This is a genomic window from Limnothrix sp. HT2024, assembly GCF_059138625.1.
The window spans coordinates 3,938,326-3,955,200 of the sequence record NZ_CM181121.1; the positions used below are offsets into that span (position 1 = coordinate 3,938,326).

A 16,875-nucleotide genomic window follows, 5' to 3' on the forward strand; every position below is an offset into this window, starting at 1 on the left:
CCATCCCAGACAAGGGGCTTAAGCCCCTTGCCCCCCACGATCTGCCCACGGTGGAATCAGGGTTTCAGGCAATTTGACGACAGGCCCTAGAAACATATCCTTGCCTGAGGCGATCGCCTGGTCAGTGCCCCCGATCCGCAAACAATGGGACTGAAGCCCCATTTCGAGAAGCTCAAACCCCCAAAGCTCGAAACAAAATCGGCTAGACCGGTTGTATTGCCTCAGGTCTAGCCGATTTCGTTTGTTTGAATGCAACTGAATTGCGGGTCGGTTTTGATGATCAATCACTGGGGGTGCAAAAAACAGGGAACCGGCGGAACCATCCTGCTATTGCAGAGGCTCCACCAATCGATCCCAATCGGCGAGGATGGCGGATTGGCGCATCCCGGCTAAAGGATCGCTAGCGGTGACGGGCACGTTATAGGTGGCATAGGCATTGCGATCGACCGAGAGCAAGTAGCGCAGCGAACTGTTGCCCAGGAAGTAGACCACCACCAGGGCTGCCGCTGCTGAAGCAACGAGGGTTCCGGCCAGCATCAGCGAAAACTCCTTGTTGCTGAGGGCCTGTTGCATCAGGTGCAATGACCAAGCTACTAGGGCGATCGCCAGCAGCAGAACGACAACCATGGACAGAGTGCAGATCAAGATTTATGAGTGTGTTTTTACGTATTGTAAAGGAAATCTTGACAATCTGCCAGCAATTTATCGTTTCCTAAGGTTTTCTACAGAGTCGCGATCGCCCCCGTGTGACGCACTGGCAAGCCCGCTTGCTGCAAATCGGTCTTAATCTCGTCAATGCTGAGTTGACCGTAATGTAACAAAGAAGCTAGCAGGGCGGCCTCGGCCTTGCCTTCGGTCAGAGCTTCGCGGATATGTTGACAGTTGCCCGCGCCCCCGGAGGCAATCACCGGCACGGCCACGCGATCGGCGATTGTTCGGGTCAGCTCCAGGTCATAGCCCGCCTGGGTTCCGTCCGCATCCATGCTGGTCACCAGCAATTCCCCCGCGCCGCGCCGCACCACCTCTTCGGCCCAGGCGATCGCATCCAAACCTGTATTTTCCCGACCGCCGCGCACATAGACATCCCATGCGCTGGGCACACTATTTTCGCCGGTTCCGGGGCGGCGGCGGGCATCGATCGCCACCACAATGCATTGGTTGCCAAACCGGGCACTGGCGCGATCGATCAAGTCCGGATCCCGCACCGCTGATGAGTTGATGCTAATTTTGTCGGCTCCGGCCCGTAACAGTTTTTTAATCGTTTCTAAGTCGCTGATCCCGCCGCCCACGGTCAGGGGAATGAACACCTGCTCGGCGGTTTCATAGACCACATCAAAAATAATCCCGCGATCTTCGTGGGTGGCCGTGATGTCCAAAAACACCAGTTCATCGGCCCCGGCGCGATCGTAGGCCCTGGCCAGCTCCACCGGATCGCCCGCATCTTGCAGATTCACAAAGTTCACGCCCTTGACGACGCGACCGGCTTTGACATCGAGGCAGGGAACGATCCGTTTGGCGAGCATAGGGTGGAGGAGTGAAGGTGAACAGCCGTGAATAGCCACAGATCAAACTACGCGATCGCGATGAACCTTGGCCCCGGTGGTCTGAGCAGATGCGTCAATATAAATAATACAAATAAATTAGAGGTTGATTTATAAGATTCCCATAATCAAAATAAGAACAGCCCGCAGCAAGCCGGAGAAATCGCCATGAACCTGTCCTCAGCCCCCTCCCGTCGATTGCCCCCCGTCCAGTTGTTGCCCGCCAGTGATCGCGCCACGGAAACCGGCAGGTTTCGATCACGCCTGGTCTGGGTGTTGGAGCGGGTGCAAGATGCGATCGCCGTGTCCCTTTGTTTGGGGCTGTTTGGGGTGATGGTGGTGCAACTGCGCGTCATTTTCATCTCCCTGCTGGAACCCCCAAACTTTCACCTGATTACGGCGGATATCCTATCGGTGCTGATTTTGGTGGAAATGTTCCGGCTGCTGATCATTTACTTACAAGAACAGCGCGTGTCGATCGGGGTGGCCGTGGAAGTGGCGATCGTTTCCGTGCTCCGAGAGTCGATCGTGCGAGGTGTGTTGGAAGTGCCCTGGCAGCAACTTTTGGCCACGGGTGTATTTCTGTTGGTTTTGACCCTGATTCTGTTGGCGCGGGTTTGGTTACCGCCCACCTTTGAGGGCATTGACCCCGAAAAGCGGATCATGGAGCGCTATCGCCATGCCGCCAGTCCTGAGCTGGTTGACTAAGCCGTTGTGAAGAGGCAAAACCCGATCGCCCGATCGCTGATTTCTCTCCAAATCTCTCAAGCGCGGCGATCGGGTCAAAATGCAGTAGTCTTATTAGCTGTGGATTCAGTTTACTAGAGACGGTTCCAGTGGTGATTGAGCTAGGTCAGCGCGTCAAAGTGCGCCGGATTCGCGATCGCATGTCCACCGCGATGGTTGAAAAAATTAAACAAAATCCGGTCGGTACGGTTAAGGAATACAAAATGGTTGACGGCAGCGGCATCGGCGTTGTCGTTGAGTTTACGGGTGGTTTGGCAACTTGGTTTTTTGAAGACGAACTCGAAGCGGTCTAAGCAACGAGTGAATAAATTACGCCAGTGGGAGTTATTCCGCTGGCGTTTTTACTGGCGTTTTTATTTGACCCCAGTATTCGCCCCAAAATGATTGGGCCCAAAATTCTGTTGCTCAACTCCTTGGAGCACGACCGCCGATTCCAGAGATCGATCGACCCCGCACCGTCCCACAAGAACTTGCTAGGCTGTGGGTAGCGGCCTCGCCCCAGCCCCCGATCGCCCCATGACCACCGAAACCCGCCTCAACACTCTCGAAGCTCAGCTCCAGCAACTGACGATCAACGTCACCACCCTGGCCAGCGTTACCACGCAGCAGTCCTTTGATTGGAATCAGCGGTTTAGCCACCTCGCCGACCTGACCGCCGCGAATACCCAGGCGATCGCCACCAACACACAGGCGATCGGGGAATTGCGCTTGGCGATTAGCAGTCTGCAACAGGCCATCGAAGGGTTAAATAACCGAATCGCCCAGTTGGAGCAGGTCGTAGACGATCGCACCGATACGTTTCTGGGCCTATTTGACCAAACCTTTGCTCGCATCGATCAACTCCAAGCCGCTAGCTTTGCCCGCATGGATCAGGTGCAAAGTGACATCACCGCCCTCAAAGCAGATGTCACGGGCCTAAAAACAGATGTCACGGGTCTAAAAACAGATGTCACAGGCCTGAAAACAGAAATTCAGCGGGTGATCGAAATTTTGGGCGAGATGCGGCAGTAAATACACGCCGGCCGGCAATCGTTGGCACAATGGGGGGCGACAACGCTAGAGGAGTGCGATCGTGGCTTTCACGCTGACGCTGTTGGGAAAAGGGGGATCGGGGCGATCGACCCTGGCGATCGCGGCGGCGATGGCCCTGGCCAACCAAGGCAAGCGGGTGCTGCTGTTTGGGCAAGACGCGGGGCCCACCCTGGGCATGATGTTGGGAACGGGGGCGATCGGTTCGGATCCCCAGGCGATCGGCTCCAACCTTTGGGCCGTGCAACCGGCCGCCACCACCCTCCTGGAACGGGGCTGGGATGAAATTAAGCGCCTAGAGTCGGAATATTTGCGCCAACCCTTTTTCCGCAATGTCTACGGCGAAGAGCTGGCCGTACTGCCGGGGATGGATCGGGCATTGACGTTGAACACCCTGCGGCAATACGAAGCGTCGGGAAATTACGACGCGATCGTCTATGACGGCAACAGCGATCGAGCCACCCTGCTAACCATCGGCGCGCCGGAGGTTTTGTCCTGGTATGTGCGCCGGTTCCAAAAGGTGGTGGCGGAGTCGGATTTTGCCAAGGCGATCGCGCCCTTTGTGCAGCCGATTTCCATGGCGGTGTTGAGCAGTGGCGGCATGTCGAGCACGCCGTGGGAAGGCCCCTTGGGTGAGTTTCAGGACTTGCTCGATCGGGGGCGGAATTTGTTGGCCGATCCGCGTCGGGTGGCGGGCTGGCTGGTGGCCAATGGTGATTCGGTCTCGCAGGCCTTGGCTCAATATCTCTGGGGCAGCGCTCAACAGGCCGGTTTGACGGTGGGCGGTTTGTTTTTGAATCGATCGAGCGATCCAGGGGCGATCGGCTCAGATTTCGATCCCCTGACCGTGACGGCGATTCCTGAGCAAACCGCCACCCCCAATTGGGATGCATTGATCCCGTTGATGCCGGATTTTGCCACTTTGGCCCAGCAGGCTCCCCGCCCGATCGAGATCGACTTGGCCACCCAACAGGTGAAGCTGTTCCTGCCAGGATTCACCAAGGAGCAAATCCACCTGACCCAATCGGGGCCGGAAGTGACGATCGAAGCGGGCGAACAACGCCGCAATATCTTCTTGCCGCCGTCCCTAGCCGGGCGATCGGTTAAGGGCGCAAAGTTCAGCGATCGCTACTTGATCATCTCCTTTTAAGCCCAGAACCCACCCCTAGCCTCACGGATTTTAGATACAGCAAAGGGGCGATCAAACTAATCGATCGCCCCTTTTGAGCCTGTTTAAGCCAAATTGACTTCCTGCACCCCAATGGTCATAACAAGAGACTTAAGCCCCTTATCTCCCGTGAGCTGGTAACGGTGGGATTGGGGTTTTGGACAATTGTCGGCGGTAGACCCTAGGTACTCGGTGCTCAGCGCCCGATGGTGGTCTAGGCTTCTTTGTTGATGAACGGCAGCAGGGCCAAGATGCGGGCGCGCTTGATGGCCACAGCCAAATCGCGTTGTTGCTTAGCCGTCAGGCCGGTGACACGGCGGGGCAGGATTTTGCCGCGCTCGGTGATGAAGCGACGCAGCAGATCAACATCTTTGTAGTCGATCGGCTCTTCGGGTTTGAGGGGAGAAACGCGACGACGATAGTAAGCCATGGTGATTCGCTAATGATTCAGGAGTGATTCAGAAGAATCGGGCGGCTCGGCTTGGAAACAGCCGATCGCACCGAGTTCGTATAACGAGACTGCACAATCCACGGCCGGGGCGATCGAGCGCTCCGGGCCGGGATTGGGTTAAGGGCGAAAAATTACTTAATTTCGCGGTGCACCGTGTGCTTGTTGCAGTGGGTGCAGAACTTCTTCAGTTCCAGGCGCGCGGTGGTGTTGCGGCGGTTTTTTTGGGTGGTGTAGCGCGACACGCCGGGCGAGCGCTTGTCGGTGTTGGTGCGGCACTCGGTGCACTCCAAGGTGATCACGAGCCGTACGTCTTTACCTTTAGCCACGGTGGGAGACTCCTAATGGTTCGATCGGTGCAAAGGGTTTGCGATTGGACGATCGTGCGCCGCCGCATTGGCACTGGGCAAAACAGGCGGGGGGCGATCGCCGATCGAGCAGAACTGCTGATTTTGTCCGCAAACGGATTCGGGCAGTTTTGCAGCACTCTATCTTCGCATAAAACGCTCAGTTCGATCGCGCAGGAGACGATACCACCGTTGCACCTTCAAATCGAGGGAAAACCCCCGAGACGTTTGCACCACAATCGACCCAATCAGGCGATCGTGAAAAGACTGTTGTTGGCGGCTTTCATCGGTAGCCGTCACAATGCCATCCACAATGGCTGGAGCCAAACAAAGCAGCGCCACCGGGTTCACCTGTGACAACAGGGACAATCCCTGCAAGGCTAACCAAGCTTCAATGCCCACGATGCCCTCCCGTTGGGTCAGCTCCACCATCGTCGGCAGGCGGCGGGTGCGGGGATTCACCAGTTTGATATCCATGGCCAATCGCCCGATGCTTTGGCCGCGATTATTGGCCACCATCACCACTCGTACCAAGAGCCACAGGATCACAAAAACCGGCAGTTCAAACCCGGCCCCCAACAGGCTGCTGAACAATCCCGCAATGACCGCATCGATCGCCGTGGCCGCACCACGTCGCCACAGGGGCACACGGGGAAGGTAGGGAGCAGGTTCAAGGCGATCGCGCATGGCAGGTGAGCCTAAACGATGATGAAGAGAGGAGATCTAATCAGAATCAGCGCAGTGGTCTGCCGCGATTCTTCCCAAATAATGCCATTAATGCCATAGCGCGAACTGTTGGGGCTTGGATCGCCATGGCTCGGAATCTTGGGGTTCGGACTCTTGGGGCTAGGGGTTGCCCGATCGCGTCGCGATCGCCAATTGCAGGTTGGGGATTTGACGCAACCGATCCATCACTTCCACCACGCGCCCGTGGCTCACGGCTCGATCGGCCTCAATGGCTACAGTGCGCATGGGCTGTTCTGGGTTGCTCGGCCCCAACTTTGTCTGCACCAGGGTGGGTAATTGCTCGATCGGGATCGGCTGTCGATCGACTGCCAAATTCCCCGCCGCATCCACCGTCACCACCGGCATTGACTGGGTTTGGGCTTGGCCCGTGGCAGCGCTGGGCAAGTTCACCGGCAAACCACGCGATCGGGTCAAAAAAGCCGTCGCCACCACAAAAAACGCCAGAATTGCAAAAATCACATCTACCATGGGCGTGACGTTAATTTGGAGAGGCGGATCATCATCCGAATCCAAAAAATTCATTACTTGTGCCCCAATGTCATGTGCCCTAATTTCAACAATTGCAACAATTTCAACGAAATTTAGTCCCCGCGTCCTGGCCCAGGATCGCAATGCCTACGATTGCAACGGCTAAATCAGCAACGCTTTCAGGGCGCTGCATTGATTGTTTGATTGTAGCGACTAACACCCCTTGCATCGGTCGGGGGCGCATTGGCCATTAACCAGGGCCTGTCCCTTGTCAAATTCTTTCTTGTAAGTCATAATCATTATGAGTTTAGGCGAAGTGCCGTTCTACGTATAAGGAAGTCACCACCATGCTCGATCGTGTCCCCGATGTTGTGTTCAAAACCCGTGTCCGCGATGAGTCCGTGCCGGGCCCTAACCCCTTCCGTTGGCAAGATCTCAGCACCCAAGACCTCTTCGGTGGCAAGCGCGTTGTGTTGTTCTCCCTGCCGGGTGCTTTCACGCCCACCTGTTCCACCAGCCATCTGCCGCGCTATGAAGAACTCTATGAGGAAATCAAGAGCCTGGGTGTGGATGCGGTGATTTGTTTGTCGGTGAATGATGCTTTTGTGATGTTCCAGTGGGGCAAGCAACAAAACGCCCAGAATGTCTTCCTGTTGCCCGATGGTAATGGGGAATTTACTCGCAAGATGGGCATGTTGGTGGACAAGTCCAATCTGGGGTTTGGGATGCGTTCTTGGCGCTATTCCATGGTGGTAAATGACGGCGCGATCGAAAAAATGTTCATTGAACCTGGCTATGGGGACAATGCTCCCAGCGATCCTTTTGAAGTTTCTGATGCTGATACGATGCTGGCTTACTTGAAGTCGGTGCAGTCGTAACAACTGCTTGATTGGCTTGCTTGATCGCTTCGGCTGAGTGAATTAGTTCGACTGGTTTGATTGATTGGATTAGTTTGATGGATCGAGCTGGCTAGCTCAATTAACCCATGTCATCGAGAGGGGCAAGTTTCAGAACTGGCCCCTCTTTTGCTGTCGTTTTTGCTGTTATTTAGGACTTGTTGTGGCAACTAGACAGTCATCTTTCAACTTGGTCCCAAGATTCATCCCAAGGGTGGGTAACCACACTAACGGCGCACACGAGCGGTGAACCCTGCTGCCTTAAATTGCTTGAGCTGGAGCGGTTCCGGTTGGCTGACGGGCACAGAAATCCGAAACTCAAATTCGCTCACGCCGGGCGGAATCTGTTCGATCGCGCCTAAACGGGTGCGATTTTCCATGATGGAATTGTCCGTCGCGTCATAAATTCGCCCAAAGATATCCGCATCAAACACCGTTTTGCCTGTGGTGTTGTTTGCTTTGCCATAGACAATGAAGCACTTGGCCGGCAACGTTGCCCCGCCAGAGGTGACGGCCCCAGCGGCCACTTCAGCCGGGCATTCTCGATAGTTCAAATCCGACAGCTTGATATTGGTGAGGGCTTGGGCCGCGCCCGTGGGAACCATCAGCCACATCAACAGGCCCAACAGGCCGATCGCGCCCCATTGCCCCAGCCGTTTGCTCAGTTGCTGCCCGATCGTCCGCAATAAACCTGAAATTTGCATGATTTTGATCGTTCGGAGGAGATTACCAAAACCCTGACGCGAAGACCGACGGGATCCCCGCGACTGGTGAGCAAAGTTGCCTCTTCTCATTAAAAGCGAGATGGATAGAAGCGAGATCGGAACAGGATAAAGAAAAGCGGGATAGGCTTAGCCCTACCCCGCTCTGGATGAGTCAATCCAATCGTTTCGTTGATCTGAATAATCAAGATCATCAACAAATAGATATTGAGATCGAGAAAATATGAAAATTGGTTGGCGGTCTAAACCGTGCCACCAGCCGCCTGCACCCGAGCACGGGCGCGCTTGAGGGCTTGGGTTGCCTTAATTTTCTCTTGAGGACTGTTAGCGGCAGCGACCCGAGCTTCTGCGTCGGTATATTCTGCTTGGGCGGCGGAACGGTCGATCGAGTCACCCCGCTCGGCTCCATTCACCAGCACCGTCACTTCGTTATCTTCGATTTCGGCAAAGCCACCCATCAGGGCGATCGGTAACCAATCCTTACTGACCCGAACACGCATCACCCCCGTGCCCAACGCCGTCAACAGCGGCGCGTGACCGGGCAGGATGCCTAACTGTCCTGTGGTACTCGGCAGGATCACTTCCTCTGCCTGGTTATCCCAAACGGTCTTGTCTGGGGAAATAACACGAACTGTTAAGCTCATAACCTCTTGGCTCGATCGAGCGGAATTGCAACACCGTGAACAAACAACACCAGCGGCAGCGGAGACTAGTTAATCCAGCCCCCGCATTCCGCAGCGCGATTTAAAAACTAGCTATTCAGCAGCTTTTCGCCCTTGGCGATCGCTTCATCGATGTCGCCAACCATATAGAAGGCTTGCTCAGGATACTTATCCAGCTCACCCGACAGGATCAGCTTGAAGCCCTTGATCGTGTCTTCCAGAGTCACGTACTTACCAGGCGAGCCGGTAAACACTTCCGCCACGAAGAACGGCTGCGACAGGAAACGCTCCAGCTTCCGGGCACGGGCCACCGTCAAGCGGTCTTCCTCAGACAATTCATCCAGACCCAAGATGGCGATGATGTCTTGCAGTTCCTTGTAGCGTTGCAGGGTTGCTTGCACCGCCCGAGCCGTGTCGTAGTGATCGCGACCCACGATCGCCGGTTGCAGCATCGTCGAGGTCGAACCCAACGGATCCACAGCCGGGTAAATTCCCTTAGCGGCCAAGCCCCGGGACAACACGGTGGTACCGTCCAAGTGAGCAAAGGTGGTTGCCGGAGCGGGGTCGGTCAAGTCATCTGCGGGCACGTAGACCGCTTGAATCGAGGTGATCGAACCTTCGGTGGTCGAGGTAATCCGCTCTTGCAGGTCACCCACATCCGTACCCAGGGTGGGCTGGTAACCCACAGCGGAGGGCATCCGACCCAGCAGCGCCGATACTTCCGAACCCGCTTGCACAAATCGGAAGATGTTATCCACAAACAACAGCACGTCTTGCTTGTTGGTGTCGCGGAAATATTCAGCCATGGTCAGACCCGACAGGCCCACACGCATCCGTGCTCCCGGCGGCTCGTTCATCTGGCCGTAAACCAGCGCAATCTTGGACTCCTTCAGGTTGCCCTCGTTGATTACGCCGGACTCCTTCATTTCGTTGTAGAGGTCGTTCCCTTCGCGGGTTCGCTCGCCCACACCGGCAAACACCGACACCCCACCGTGCTGGGTGGCAATGTTGTTGATCAATTCCATCATGATCACGGTCTTGCCCACGCCAGCGCCGCCGAACAGGCCGATTTTGCCGCCACGACGGTAGGGGGTCAGCAGGTCAACGACCTTGATCCCGGTTTCAAACACGGAGGGCTTGGTTTCCAGATCGGTCAGCTTGGGGGCTGCTCGGTGGATGGGAGAAAACTCAGTGGCTTCGACGGGGCCTTGGTTATCAACGGGTTCGCCCAAAACGTTGAAAATGCGGCCGAGCGTGGCTTTACCCACGGGAACGCTGATCGGTGCACCGGTGTCTTGGACTTCCATGCCGCGCACGAGACCATCGGTGCTGCTCATTGCCACAGCACGGACTTGTTGGTCGCCGAGCAACTGTTGCACTTCGCAGGTCACAGAAACTTCTTGACCGGCGCGGTTCGTTCCCTGGACTTTGAGGGCGTTGTAAATGCGGGGCAATTTACCGCCGGGGAACTTCACGTCGATCACGGGGCCGATGACTTGCGTGATGTAGCCGACGTTGGTTTTTTCAGTGGTGGTGACCATGCTCGAGCCTGTGAGTTTATCGCTTCAATGATCTGGGTTGGCTTGCTCGCAAATCCAGTGATCGCGCTGTCTTGGTGGGAGGCACCGGACGATCGCTGATTGGGGTGCGAGCGGTTTTTCAAACTCGGTGTTAACGGGGCGAACCGCACTGAAGGTACGCCAGCGCGCCTTCATCGGTATTTTTGCCAAGTATCAGATTATCACCGATGCGCCACAGGTCACTGTGAATCCCTGGGGGGCGATCGAATCCCGAGGTTGGGGATCGAGGAGCTGGGAAATAATCGGGCGATCGGGACGCTCTGGTTTTGCGAATTGGCTACCACTGGGCGGCGCAACAGGGCGACTCAACAGGGCGATGCCGCTGGGGAATAGATCTGGGGCGATCGCGCGGGTGCTGACGGGTTTGGAGAGGGTTAGTGCTGAGTAGGGGGACTATTTTCGCCTCAAAATTCCTCGCCTATACTCGAAACAGAGGGATGGTCAGGGGGTTCAGCGGCAAAGGAAGCTGAACTGCATCAACACTGCGTCAACTTAGCTGCGTCAACTTAGGCAACTGAACACCCACACTCAACGAGGACAGTACGGTGGCTGCAACAAAAACTCAAACCCCCGAGACCGAGAACGGCGTTGTTCCCAAAAACGGCCTCAGCACGAACCAAACCGAGGCACGGCCCTGGGGATCTTTCACGGTGCTAGAAGAGGGACGCGGCTACAAAATCAAGCGCATTGAGGTTAGCCCTGGCCATCGCCTGAGCCTACAGATGCATCACCACCGCAGCGAGCATTGGATCGTTGTCTCAGGCACGGCGCGTGTGGTTTGTGGCGACAACGAGATTATGCTCACGCCCAATCAGTCCACCTACGTTCCCCAATGCACTGCCCACCGGCTGGAGAACCCCGGCACTATTCCCCTGGTGTTGATTGAAGTGCAGAATGGGGAATATTTGGGCGAAGACGATATTGTTCGTTTTCAGGATGATTACGCCCGGACTCCTGCTGCTAAGTAGGGCCATTGCTTCGATTCGATTTTGATTTGTTTTGATTTGGCTTGCCCTGATTTTGGCTTGCTCTGCTCTTGAATTGAGTCCGTTCGCTTGGGTCTGCCTGAGGTCGTGAATGCTGCTGCGATGGCAATGGTTTCAGGTCTGACTAAGGCGTTTGGCGAGCCAAATCACACTTCGTTGATCGCATTTTTTAAACCATTTCTCAAAAATTCTGTTGACTATCCATGTTGGTTCTGTCTGCTGCGGCCCAAGCTGAAGTTCACCGCCTTGCTCAACAATGGGGACTGGAGCAAGGCTGGTTTCGGCTGGAGGTGCGATCGGGAGGATGTCGCTCCCTGACCTATGTCTTGCAGTTCCACCCACCGAGCCAGGCGATCGCCCCTGATGAACAGGCCCTTGAAGGAGATGGCTGGCGGGCGATCGTGCGCGACCATGATTTGCCCTACCTACGAGGCTTGACGATCGACTATTCCGAAGATCTGGTGGGTGGTAATTTTCGGTTCCAAAACCCCAATGCTCGCAACAATTGCAGTTGTGGGCACTCCTTCGATCATGGCGAATCGTAGCCGATCGGTGCGTTTGGTTGAGGGTTGAGGGCGATCGTCTCGAAACCATGGCCACCGCACCGGCCAAGGGACGGCGAACTTTGACGAAAAGCCCACCTAGCGAAGCCATTCCCAGAAAGCTGTCAACCTAGCTACGCTTCATTGACAAAGGTAACAGCACATCCGTATAGTTATAGACCGTGACATTTTATGACCCCATCGAATATCTAGAATCTGCCGGTGCAGTAAGCCCATGCCCACGATTCAGCAACTCATCCGATCTGAGCGCGCCAAAGCTAAGAGCAAAACCAAATCGCCAGCGCTCAAAAGCTGTCCTCAGCGCCGCGGCGTTTGCACGCGCGTGTACACCACCACACCCAAAAAGCCCAACTCTGCCCTGCGTAAGGTGGCACGTGTTCGCCTAACCTCCGGCTTTGAAGTGACAGCCTACATTCCGGGCATTGGGCACAATCTGCAAGAACACTCAGTGGTCATGATTCGCGGTGGTCGGGTAAAAGACCTGCCCGGCGTGCGCTACCACATCATTCGCGGAACCCTTGACACTGCCGGCGTTAAAGATCGTAAGCAAGGGCGATCCAAGTACGGTGCGAAGCGCCCGAAGCCCCAAAAATAATGGTGGTTCCGTAGTCCCGGGCCGGCACTGTTAACCGCAACTTCAGCATGGCCAATTCAACAATTTTCAACAATTGAAATTGCTCATGACGAAGTTGTCGGTGACTGCTCGGGTGCTTGGTACGCAAAGGAATTAGAAAATCGCGGTTAGCCATTTCAGGCTCCCAGCAAGCACCCATGCAGCCCCCTGACTGAGTGCTGACTGGGTGGCAGATATTCATGGACTTTGCGACACCAAAGTTTTAGTTTGCTTGTTCACGCTCTGATTGTGACCTAACGGCTACTGTTATATGTCTCGTCGTACAACTGTCAACAAACGCCCTGTTCCCCCTGACCCTGTTTACAACAGCCGCCTGGTCAGCATGACTGTTCGCCGGATCATGAAGTCTGGCAAGAAGTCGGTCGCTTCCCGGATTGTTTACGATGCCTTCAAGCTCATCCAAGAGCGCACTGGCTCGGAACCCCTGGATATCTTTGAGCGGGCCGTGAAGAACGCAACGCCCCTGGTGGAGGTAAAAGCTCGCCGGGTGGGTGGTGCAACTTACCAAGTGCCCATGGAAGTGCGGAGCGATCGGGGCATTGCCCTGGCCCTGCGCTGGTTGATCCAATTTGCTCGCCAACGCGGTGGCCGCAGCATGGTGAGCCGCTTTGCGAATGAAGTGATGGATGCGGCCAACGAAACGGGTAGCGCAATCCGGAAGCGCGAAGAAACGCACCGGATGGCGGAAGCGAACAAGGCCTTTGCTCACTATCGCTACTAGGTTTCGAGAGTTTCGAGCGTTTGTCACGACGATTCATCGGCTGACAAATGGCTCAGTGCTTCAGTCCTCGTAAGTTGGAAACTGAGACAAGCGTTTTGGTGGCAGTGGGGTTCGATCGCATTCTAAATAGCGGTCAGCCCAATCTGTTTCCCCAGCGTTCTGTCTTTGTTTCGATTACTTAACAAGGATGTAACATGGTATCTGCGATAGGAGTCCCAGGAGGTTAAAGTGGCCAGATCGATTCCGCTCGAACGAGTGCGAAATATTGGAATTGCCGCCCACATTGATGCGGGCAAAACAACGACGACCGAGCGGATTCTGTATTACTCGGGCGTGGTTCACAAAATCGGTGAAGTTCACGAGGGAACTGCCGTCACGGACTGGATGGAGCAAGAGCGTGAGCGTGGAATCACGATCACCGCTGCGGCCATCAGTACGAGCTGGAACGATCACAAGATCAACATCATTGATACGCCTGGTCACGTGGACTTCACGATCGAGGTGGAGCGCTCCATGCGGGTGCTCGATGGTGTGATCGCGGTGTTCTGTTCGGTGGGTGGCGTGCAGCCCCAGTCGGAAACGGTGTGGCGGCAAGCTGACCGTTACAAAGTCCCCCGGATTGTGTTCGTGAACAAGATGGACCGGACGGGTGCGAACTTCTACAAGGTCTATGGTCAGGTGCGCGATCGCCTAAAGGCCAATGCGGTGCCGGTTCAAATCCCGATCGGGGCTGAATCTGAGTTGCGCGGCATTGTTGACCTGGTGAAGATGCGCGCCTACATCTACGCCAACGATCTGGGCACCGACATCCAAGAAACCGATATTCCTGAAGATCTGGTTGACCTGGCTGATGAATATCGCCTGAAGTTGGTGGAAGCGGTTGCCGAAACCGACGATGCCTTGACCGAAAAGTATCTTGAAGGCGAAGAGCTGACCCAAGAGGAAATCAAGGGTGCGCTGCGCAAGGGCACAATCGACGGCACGATCGTCCCCATGCTCTGCGGCTCTGCCTTCAAAAACAAAGGGGTTCAACTGCTGCTCGATGCCGTGGTGGACTACCTGCCCGCCCCGATCGACGTGCCCCCGATTAAGGGTCTGCTGCCCGACGGTTCGGAAGTGACCCGTCCGGCCGACGACAACGCGCCCCCGGCAGCCCTGGCCTTCAAGATCATGGCTGACCCCTACGGTCGCTTGACCTTCATCCGGGTCTACTCCGGCGTGATCACCAAGGGTAGCTACGTCTACAACGCCACCAAGGGCAAGAAAGAGCGGATTTCGCGCTTGATCGTGCTCAAAGCTGACGAACGAATCGAAGTAGACGAAATGCGTGCTGGCGACCTTGGCGCAGCCCTGGGTCTGAAAGACACCATTACCGGCGACACGATTTGCAGCGAAAGCGATCCGGTCATTCTGGAATCCCTGTTCATTCCTGAGCCGGTGATCTCGGTGGCCGTTGAGCCGAAGACCAAGCAGGACATGGAAAAACTGTCCAAGGCCCTGCAATCCCTCTCGGAAGAAGATCCGACCTTCCGCGTCAGCATTGACTCGGAAACCAACCAAACCGTGATCGCTGGGATGGGTGAGCTGCACCTCGAAATCCTCGTAGATCGCATGATGCGGGAATTCCGCGTGGAAGCCAACGTGGGTGCGCCGCAGGTGGCGTATCGCGAAACCATCGGTAAGGCTGCCAAGGCAGAAGGCAAATTTGTCCGCCAGAGCGGTGGTAAGGGTCAATACGGCCACGTGGTGGTTGAAATTGAGCCGGGCGAACCGGGGACGGGCTTTGAGTTCGTCTCGAAGATCGTCGGTGGTGTGGTGCCGAAGGAATACATCGGCCCTGCGGAACAGGGGATGCGCGAAGCTTGCGAATCCGGTATCCTAGCAGGCTACCCACTGATCGATGTGAAGGTCACCATGGTCGATGGGTCTTACCACGATGTGGACTCGTCGGAAATGGCATTCAAAATTGCTGGCTCCATGGCTGTCCGCGAGGCGGTCATGAAAGCAGCACCCGTCCTCCTCGAACCTTTGATGAAGGTTGAGGTTGAAGCTCCTGAAGAGTTTCTCGGTGACGTGATGGGGAACCTCAACTCCCGTCGCGGTCAAATCGAAGGGATGGGTTCCGAGAGCGGAACGGCCAAGGTTGCTGCTAAAGTACCTCTGGCAGAAATGTTTGGTTATGCCACCGACATTCGCTCGATGACGCAAGGCCGCGGTATCTTCTCGATGGAGTTCAGCCAATACAGCGAAGTTCCTCGCAACGTCGCTGAGGCGATCATCGCGAAGAGTAAGGGGAACGCATAGCAAGGAAAAGGAACGCACAAGACTCATGGCACGCGAAAAGTTTGAACGGACTAAACCTCACGTCAACATCGGGACGATCGGTCACGTTGACCACGGCAAAACGACCCTGACCGCTGCAATCACCATGTCGTTGGCAGCCCAAGGGAAGGCCAAGGCTCGTAACTACGCCGACATCGACTCCGCACCGGAAGAAAAAGCCCGTGGGATCACGATCAACACGGCTCACGTGGAATACGAGACCGAAGAGCGCCACTATGCCCACGTGGACTGCCCCGGTCACGCGGACTACGTGAAGAACATGATCACCGGTGCTGCTCAAATGGACGGCGGCATCCTGGTGGTGTCGGCGGCTGACGGCCCCATGCCCCAAACCCGTGAGCACATCCTGCTGGCTCGTCAGGTGGGCGTGCCCAACCTGGTGGTTTTCCTGAATAAGGAAGACTTGGTGGATGATGCTGAACTGCTGGAGCTGGTTGAACTGGAAGTCCGTGAACTGCTGAGCAGCTATGACTTCCCCGGCGACGACATCCCGATCGTGATCGGTTCGGCTGTGAAGGCTGTGGAAGCCCTGACCGCTAACCCCAAGATCGCTCGCGGCGAAAACGAGTGGGTTGACAAGATCCTGAAGCTGATGGATGAAGTGGATGGCTATGTGCCCACTCCTGAGCGCGATGTGGATCGTGACTTCCTGATGGCAGTGGAAGACGTGTTCTCGATTACGGGTCGTGGTACGGTTGCCACCGGCCGGATCGAGCGCGGTATCGTCAAGGTGGGCGACACGGTGGAAATCGTGGGTCTGAAGGACACCCGCAGCACCACTGTGACCGGTGTGGAGATGTTCAAGAAGTCCCTGGATCAAGGGATGGCTGGGGACAATGCTGGTTTGCTGTTGCGCGGTATCCAAAAGGAAGATATCGAGCGCGGTATGGTGCTGGCGAAGCCGAAGTCGATCAGCCCCCATACGCAATTCGAGGCTGAAGTGTACGTGTTGACCAAGGAAGAAGGCGGCCGCCACACCCCGTTCTTCGCTGGCTATCGTCCTCAGTTCTATGTGCGGACTACGGATGTGACCGGTCAAATCACGGCTTACACCGCTGACGACGGCTCGACCGTGGAAATGGTGATGCCCGGTGACCGGATCAAGATGACGGTTGAGCTGATCTGCCCGGTAGCAATCGAACAGGGGATGCGCTTCGCTATTCGCGAAGGCGGCCGGACGATTGGTGCTGGTGTGGTTGCCAAGATCGTTAAGTAGTTGTTGGTTCATCTGAGCTAGACACTGTAGGAGCGCTGGATTCAGCGTTCCTACGGC

20 protein-coding genes and 1 pseudogene are annotated in these 16,875 nt (G+C 55.9%); 11 read left to right on the forward strand and 10 right to left on the reverse strand.

Translation table 11 applies throughout. From position 1 onward, the window contains the following. Nucleotides 1–444: 444 nt before the first annotated feature. Nucleotides 445–627: pseudogene (locus AC2IAX_RS16125) on the reverse strand (hypothetical protein); the annotation flags it as partial. 95 nt (nucleotides 628–722) lie between these two features. After that, the gene (gene hisF / locus AC2IAX_RS16130; protein ID WP_494388366.1) at nucleotides 723–1,523 is read right to left on the reverse strand and encodes an imidazole glycerol phosphate synthase subunit HisF; all 801 of its coding nucleotides are present in this window, start codon (nucleotides 1,521–1,523) and stop codon (nucleotides 723–725) included. 186 nt (nucleotides 1,524–1,709) lie between these two features. Between hisF and AC2IAX_RS16135 the strand changes: the two genes are divergently transcribed. The 4 genes from AC2IAX_RS16135 (at nucleotide 1,710) to AC2IAX_RS16150 (ending at nucleotide 4,467) form a co-directional block, all read left to right on the forward strand. Next, nucleotides 1,710–2,249 (forward strand): phosphate-starvation-inducible PsiE family protein, encoded by a 540-nt coding sequence (locus tag AC2IAX_RS16135; RefSeq protein WP_494388367.1) that lies wholly within the window; start codon nucleotides 1,710–1,712, stop codon nucleotides 2,247–2,249. Nucleotides 2,250–2,377: 128 nt separating this feature from the next. Further along, nucleotides 2,378–2,581, forward strand: a complete 204-nt coding sequence (gene petP, locus AC2IAX_RS16140) for a cytochrome b6f subunit PetP (protein ID WP_099533394.1) — start codon at nucleotides 2,378–2,380, stop codon at nucleotides 2,579–2,581. A gap of 223 nt (nucleotides 2,582–2,804) precedes the next feature. Further along, nucleotides 2,805–3,299 (forward strand): hypothetical protein, encoded by a 495-nt coding sequence (locus AC2IAX_RS16145; RefSeq protein WP_494388368.1) that lies wholly within the window; start codon nucleotides 2,805–2,807, stop codon nucleotides 3,297–3,299. Between the two features lie 61 nt (nucleotides 3,300–3,360). Next, a complete protein-coding gene (locus tag AC2IAX_RS16150; protein ID WP_494388369.1) occupies nucleotides 3,361–4,467 on the forward strand; it encodes a Get3/ArsA fold putative tail anchor-mediating ATPase NosAFP in 1,107 nt (368 codons plus the stop codon). A gap of 232 nt (nucleotides 4,468–4,699) precedes the next feature. On the opposite strand, the gene rpsR is transcribed toward AC2IAX_RS16150, so the two are convergent. From rpsR to AC2IAX_RS16170, 4 genes are all read right to left on the reverse strand, one after another. Continuing rightward, nucleotides 4,700–4,915 carry a 30S ribosomal protein S18 gene (gene rpsR / locus AC2IAX_RS16155; protein ID WP_099532992.1) on the reverse strand — a complete coding sequence of 72 codons (216 nt, stop codon included), beginning with the start codon at nucleotides 4,913–4,915 and terminating at the stop codon, nucleotides 4,700–4,702. A gap of 152 nt (nucleotides 4,916–5,067) precedes the next feature. Then, nucleotides 5,068–5,262 carry a 50S ribosomal protein L33 gene (rpmG, locus tag AC2IAX_RS16160; RefSeq protein WP_494388370.1) on the reverse strand — a complete coding sequence of 65 codons (195 nt, stop codon included), beginning with the start codon at nucleotides 5,260–5,262 and terminating at the stop codon, nucleotides 5,068–5,070. Between the two features lie 159 nt (nucleotides 5,263–5,421). Beyond that, a complete protein-coding gene (locus AC2IAX_RS16165; protein WP_494388371.1) occupies nucleotides 5,422–5,967 on the reverse strand; it encodes an RDD family protein in 546 nt (181 codons plus the stop codon). 159 nt (nucleotides 5,968–6,126) lie between these two features. Next, entirely contained in the window at nucleotides 6,127–6,549 is a 423-nt protein-coding gene (locus tag AC2IAX_RS16170) for an ExbD/TolR family protein (protein ID WP_494388372.1), read from the reverse strand. Between the two features lie 293 nt (nucleotides 6,550–6,842). Between AC2IAX_RS16170 and AC2IAX_RS16175 the strand changes: the two genes are divergently transcribed. Next, a complete protein-coding gene (locus AC2IAX_RS16175) occupies nucleotides 6,843–7,373 on the forward strand; it encodes a peroxiredoxin (RefSeq protein WP_494388373.1) in 531 nt (176 codons plus the stop codon). Nucleotides 7,374–7,618: 245 nt separating this feature from the next. On the opposite strand, the gene AC2IAX_RS16180 is transcribed toward AC2IAX_RS16175, so the two are convergent. The 3 genes from AC2IAX_RS16180 to atpD all read right to left on the reverse strand — a co-directional run bounded on the left by AC2IAX_RS16180 (nucleotide 7,619) and on the right by atpD (nucleotide 10,316). Next, entirely contained in the window at nucleotides 7,619–8,005 is a 387-nt protein-coding gene (locus AC2IAX_RS16180; protein WP_099533033.1) for a hypothetical protein, read from the reverse strand. Nucleotides 8,006–8,355: 350 nt separating this feature from the next. Beyond that, the gene (gene atpC, locus AC2IAX_RS16185) at nucleotides 8,356–8,757 is read right to left on the reverse strand and encodes an ATP synthase F1 subunit epsilon (RefSeq protein ID WP_099532987.1); all 402 of its coding nucleotides are present in this window, start codon (nucleotides 8,755–8,757) and stop codon (nucleotides 8,356–8,358) included. Nucleotides 8,758–8,864: 107 nt separating this feature from the next. After that, on the reverse strand, nucleotides 8,865–10,316 hold the full coding sequence (gene atpD, locus AC2IAX_RS16190) for a F0F1 ATP synthase subunit beta (RefSeq protein ID WP_494388374.1): 1,452 nt from the start codon (nucleotides 10,314–10,316) through the stop codon (nucleotides 8,865–8,867). A 584-nt stretch (nucleotides 10,317–10,900) separates the two neighbouring features. On the opposite strand from atpD, the gene AC2IAX_RS16195 reads away from it, so the two are divergent. From AC2IAX_RS16195 to rpsL, 3 genes are all read left to right on the forward strand, one after another. Further along, nucleotides 10,901–11,323, forward strand: coding sequence for a phosphomannose isomerase type II C-terminal cupin domain (locus AC2IAX_RS16195; RefSeq protein ID WP_494388375.1), 423 nt, complete (start codon nucleotides 10,901–10,903; stop codon nucleotides 11,321–11,323). A 221-nt stretch (nucleotides 11,324–11,544) separates the two neighbouring features. After that, nucleotides 11,545–11,886: a HesB/IscA family protein gene (locus tag AC2IAX_RS16200; RefSeq protein ID WP_494388376.1), complete on the forward strand. Its 342-nt coding sequence runs from the start codon at nucleotides 11,545–11,547 to the stop codon at nucleotides 11,884–11,886. 232 nt (nucleotides 11,887–12,118) lie between these two features. After that, a complete protein-coding gene (gene rpsL / locus AC2IAX_RS16205) occupies nucleotides 12,119–12,499 on the forward strand; it encodes a 30S ribosomal protein S12 (protein WP_099532982.1) in 381 nt (126 codons plus the stop codon). On the opposite strand, the gene AC2IAX_RS16210 is transcribed toward rpsL, so the two are convergent. Continuing rightward, nucleotides 12,438–12,653 (reverse strand): hypothetical protein, encoded by a 216-nt coding sequence (locus AC2IAX_RS16210; protein ID WP_494390461.1) that lies wholly within the window; start codon nucleotides 12,651–12,653, stop codon nucleotides 12,438–12,440. The two genes, rpsL and AC2IAX_RS16210, sit on opposite strands and share 62 nt — an antisense overlap. Nucleotides 12,654–12,788: 135 nt before the next feature. Here AC2IAX_RS16210 and rpsG point away from each other — a divergent pair, with 135 nt between their 5' ends. The 3 genes from rpsG to tuf all read left to right on the forward strand — a co-directional run bounded on the left by rpsG (nucleotide 12,789) and on the right by tuf (nucleotide 16,818). After that, on the forward strand, nucleotides 12,789–13,259 hold the full coding sequence (rpsG, locus tag AC2IAX_RS16215) for a 30S ribosomal protein S7 (RefSeq protein WP_190353862.1): 471 nt from the start codon (nucleotides 12,789–12,791) through the stop codon (nucleotides 13,257–13,259). 228 nt (nucleotides 13,260–13,487) lie between these two features. Continuing rightward, entirely contained in the window at nucleotides 13,488–15,563 is a 2,076-nt protein-coding gene (gene fusA / locus AC2IAX_RS16220; RefSeq protein WP_494388377.1) for an elongation factor G, read from the forward strand. Nucleotides 15,564–15,588: 25 nt separating this feature from the next. Further along, on the forward strand, nucleotides 15,589–16,818 hold the full coding sequence (gene tuf, locus AC2IAX_RS16225) for an elongation factor Tu (RefSeq protein ID WP_494388378.1): 1,230 nt from the start codon (nucleotides 15,589–15,591) through the stop codon (nucleotides 16,816–16,818). Nucleotides 16,819–16,875: the final 57 nt, after the last annotated feature.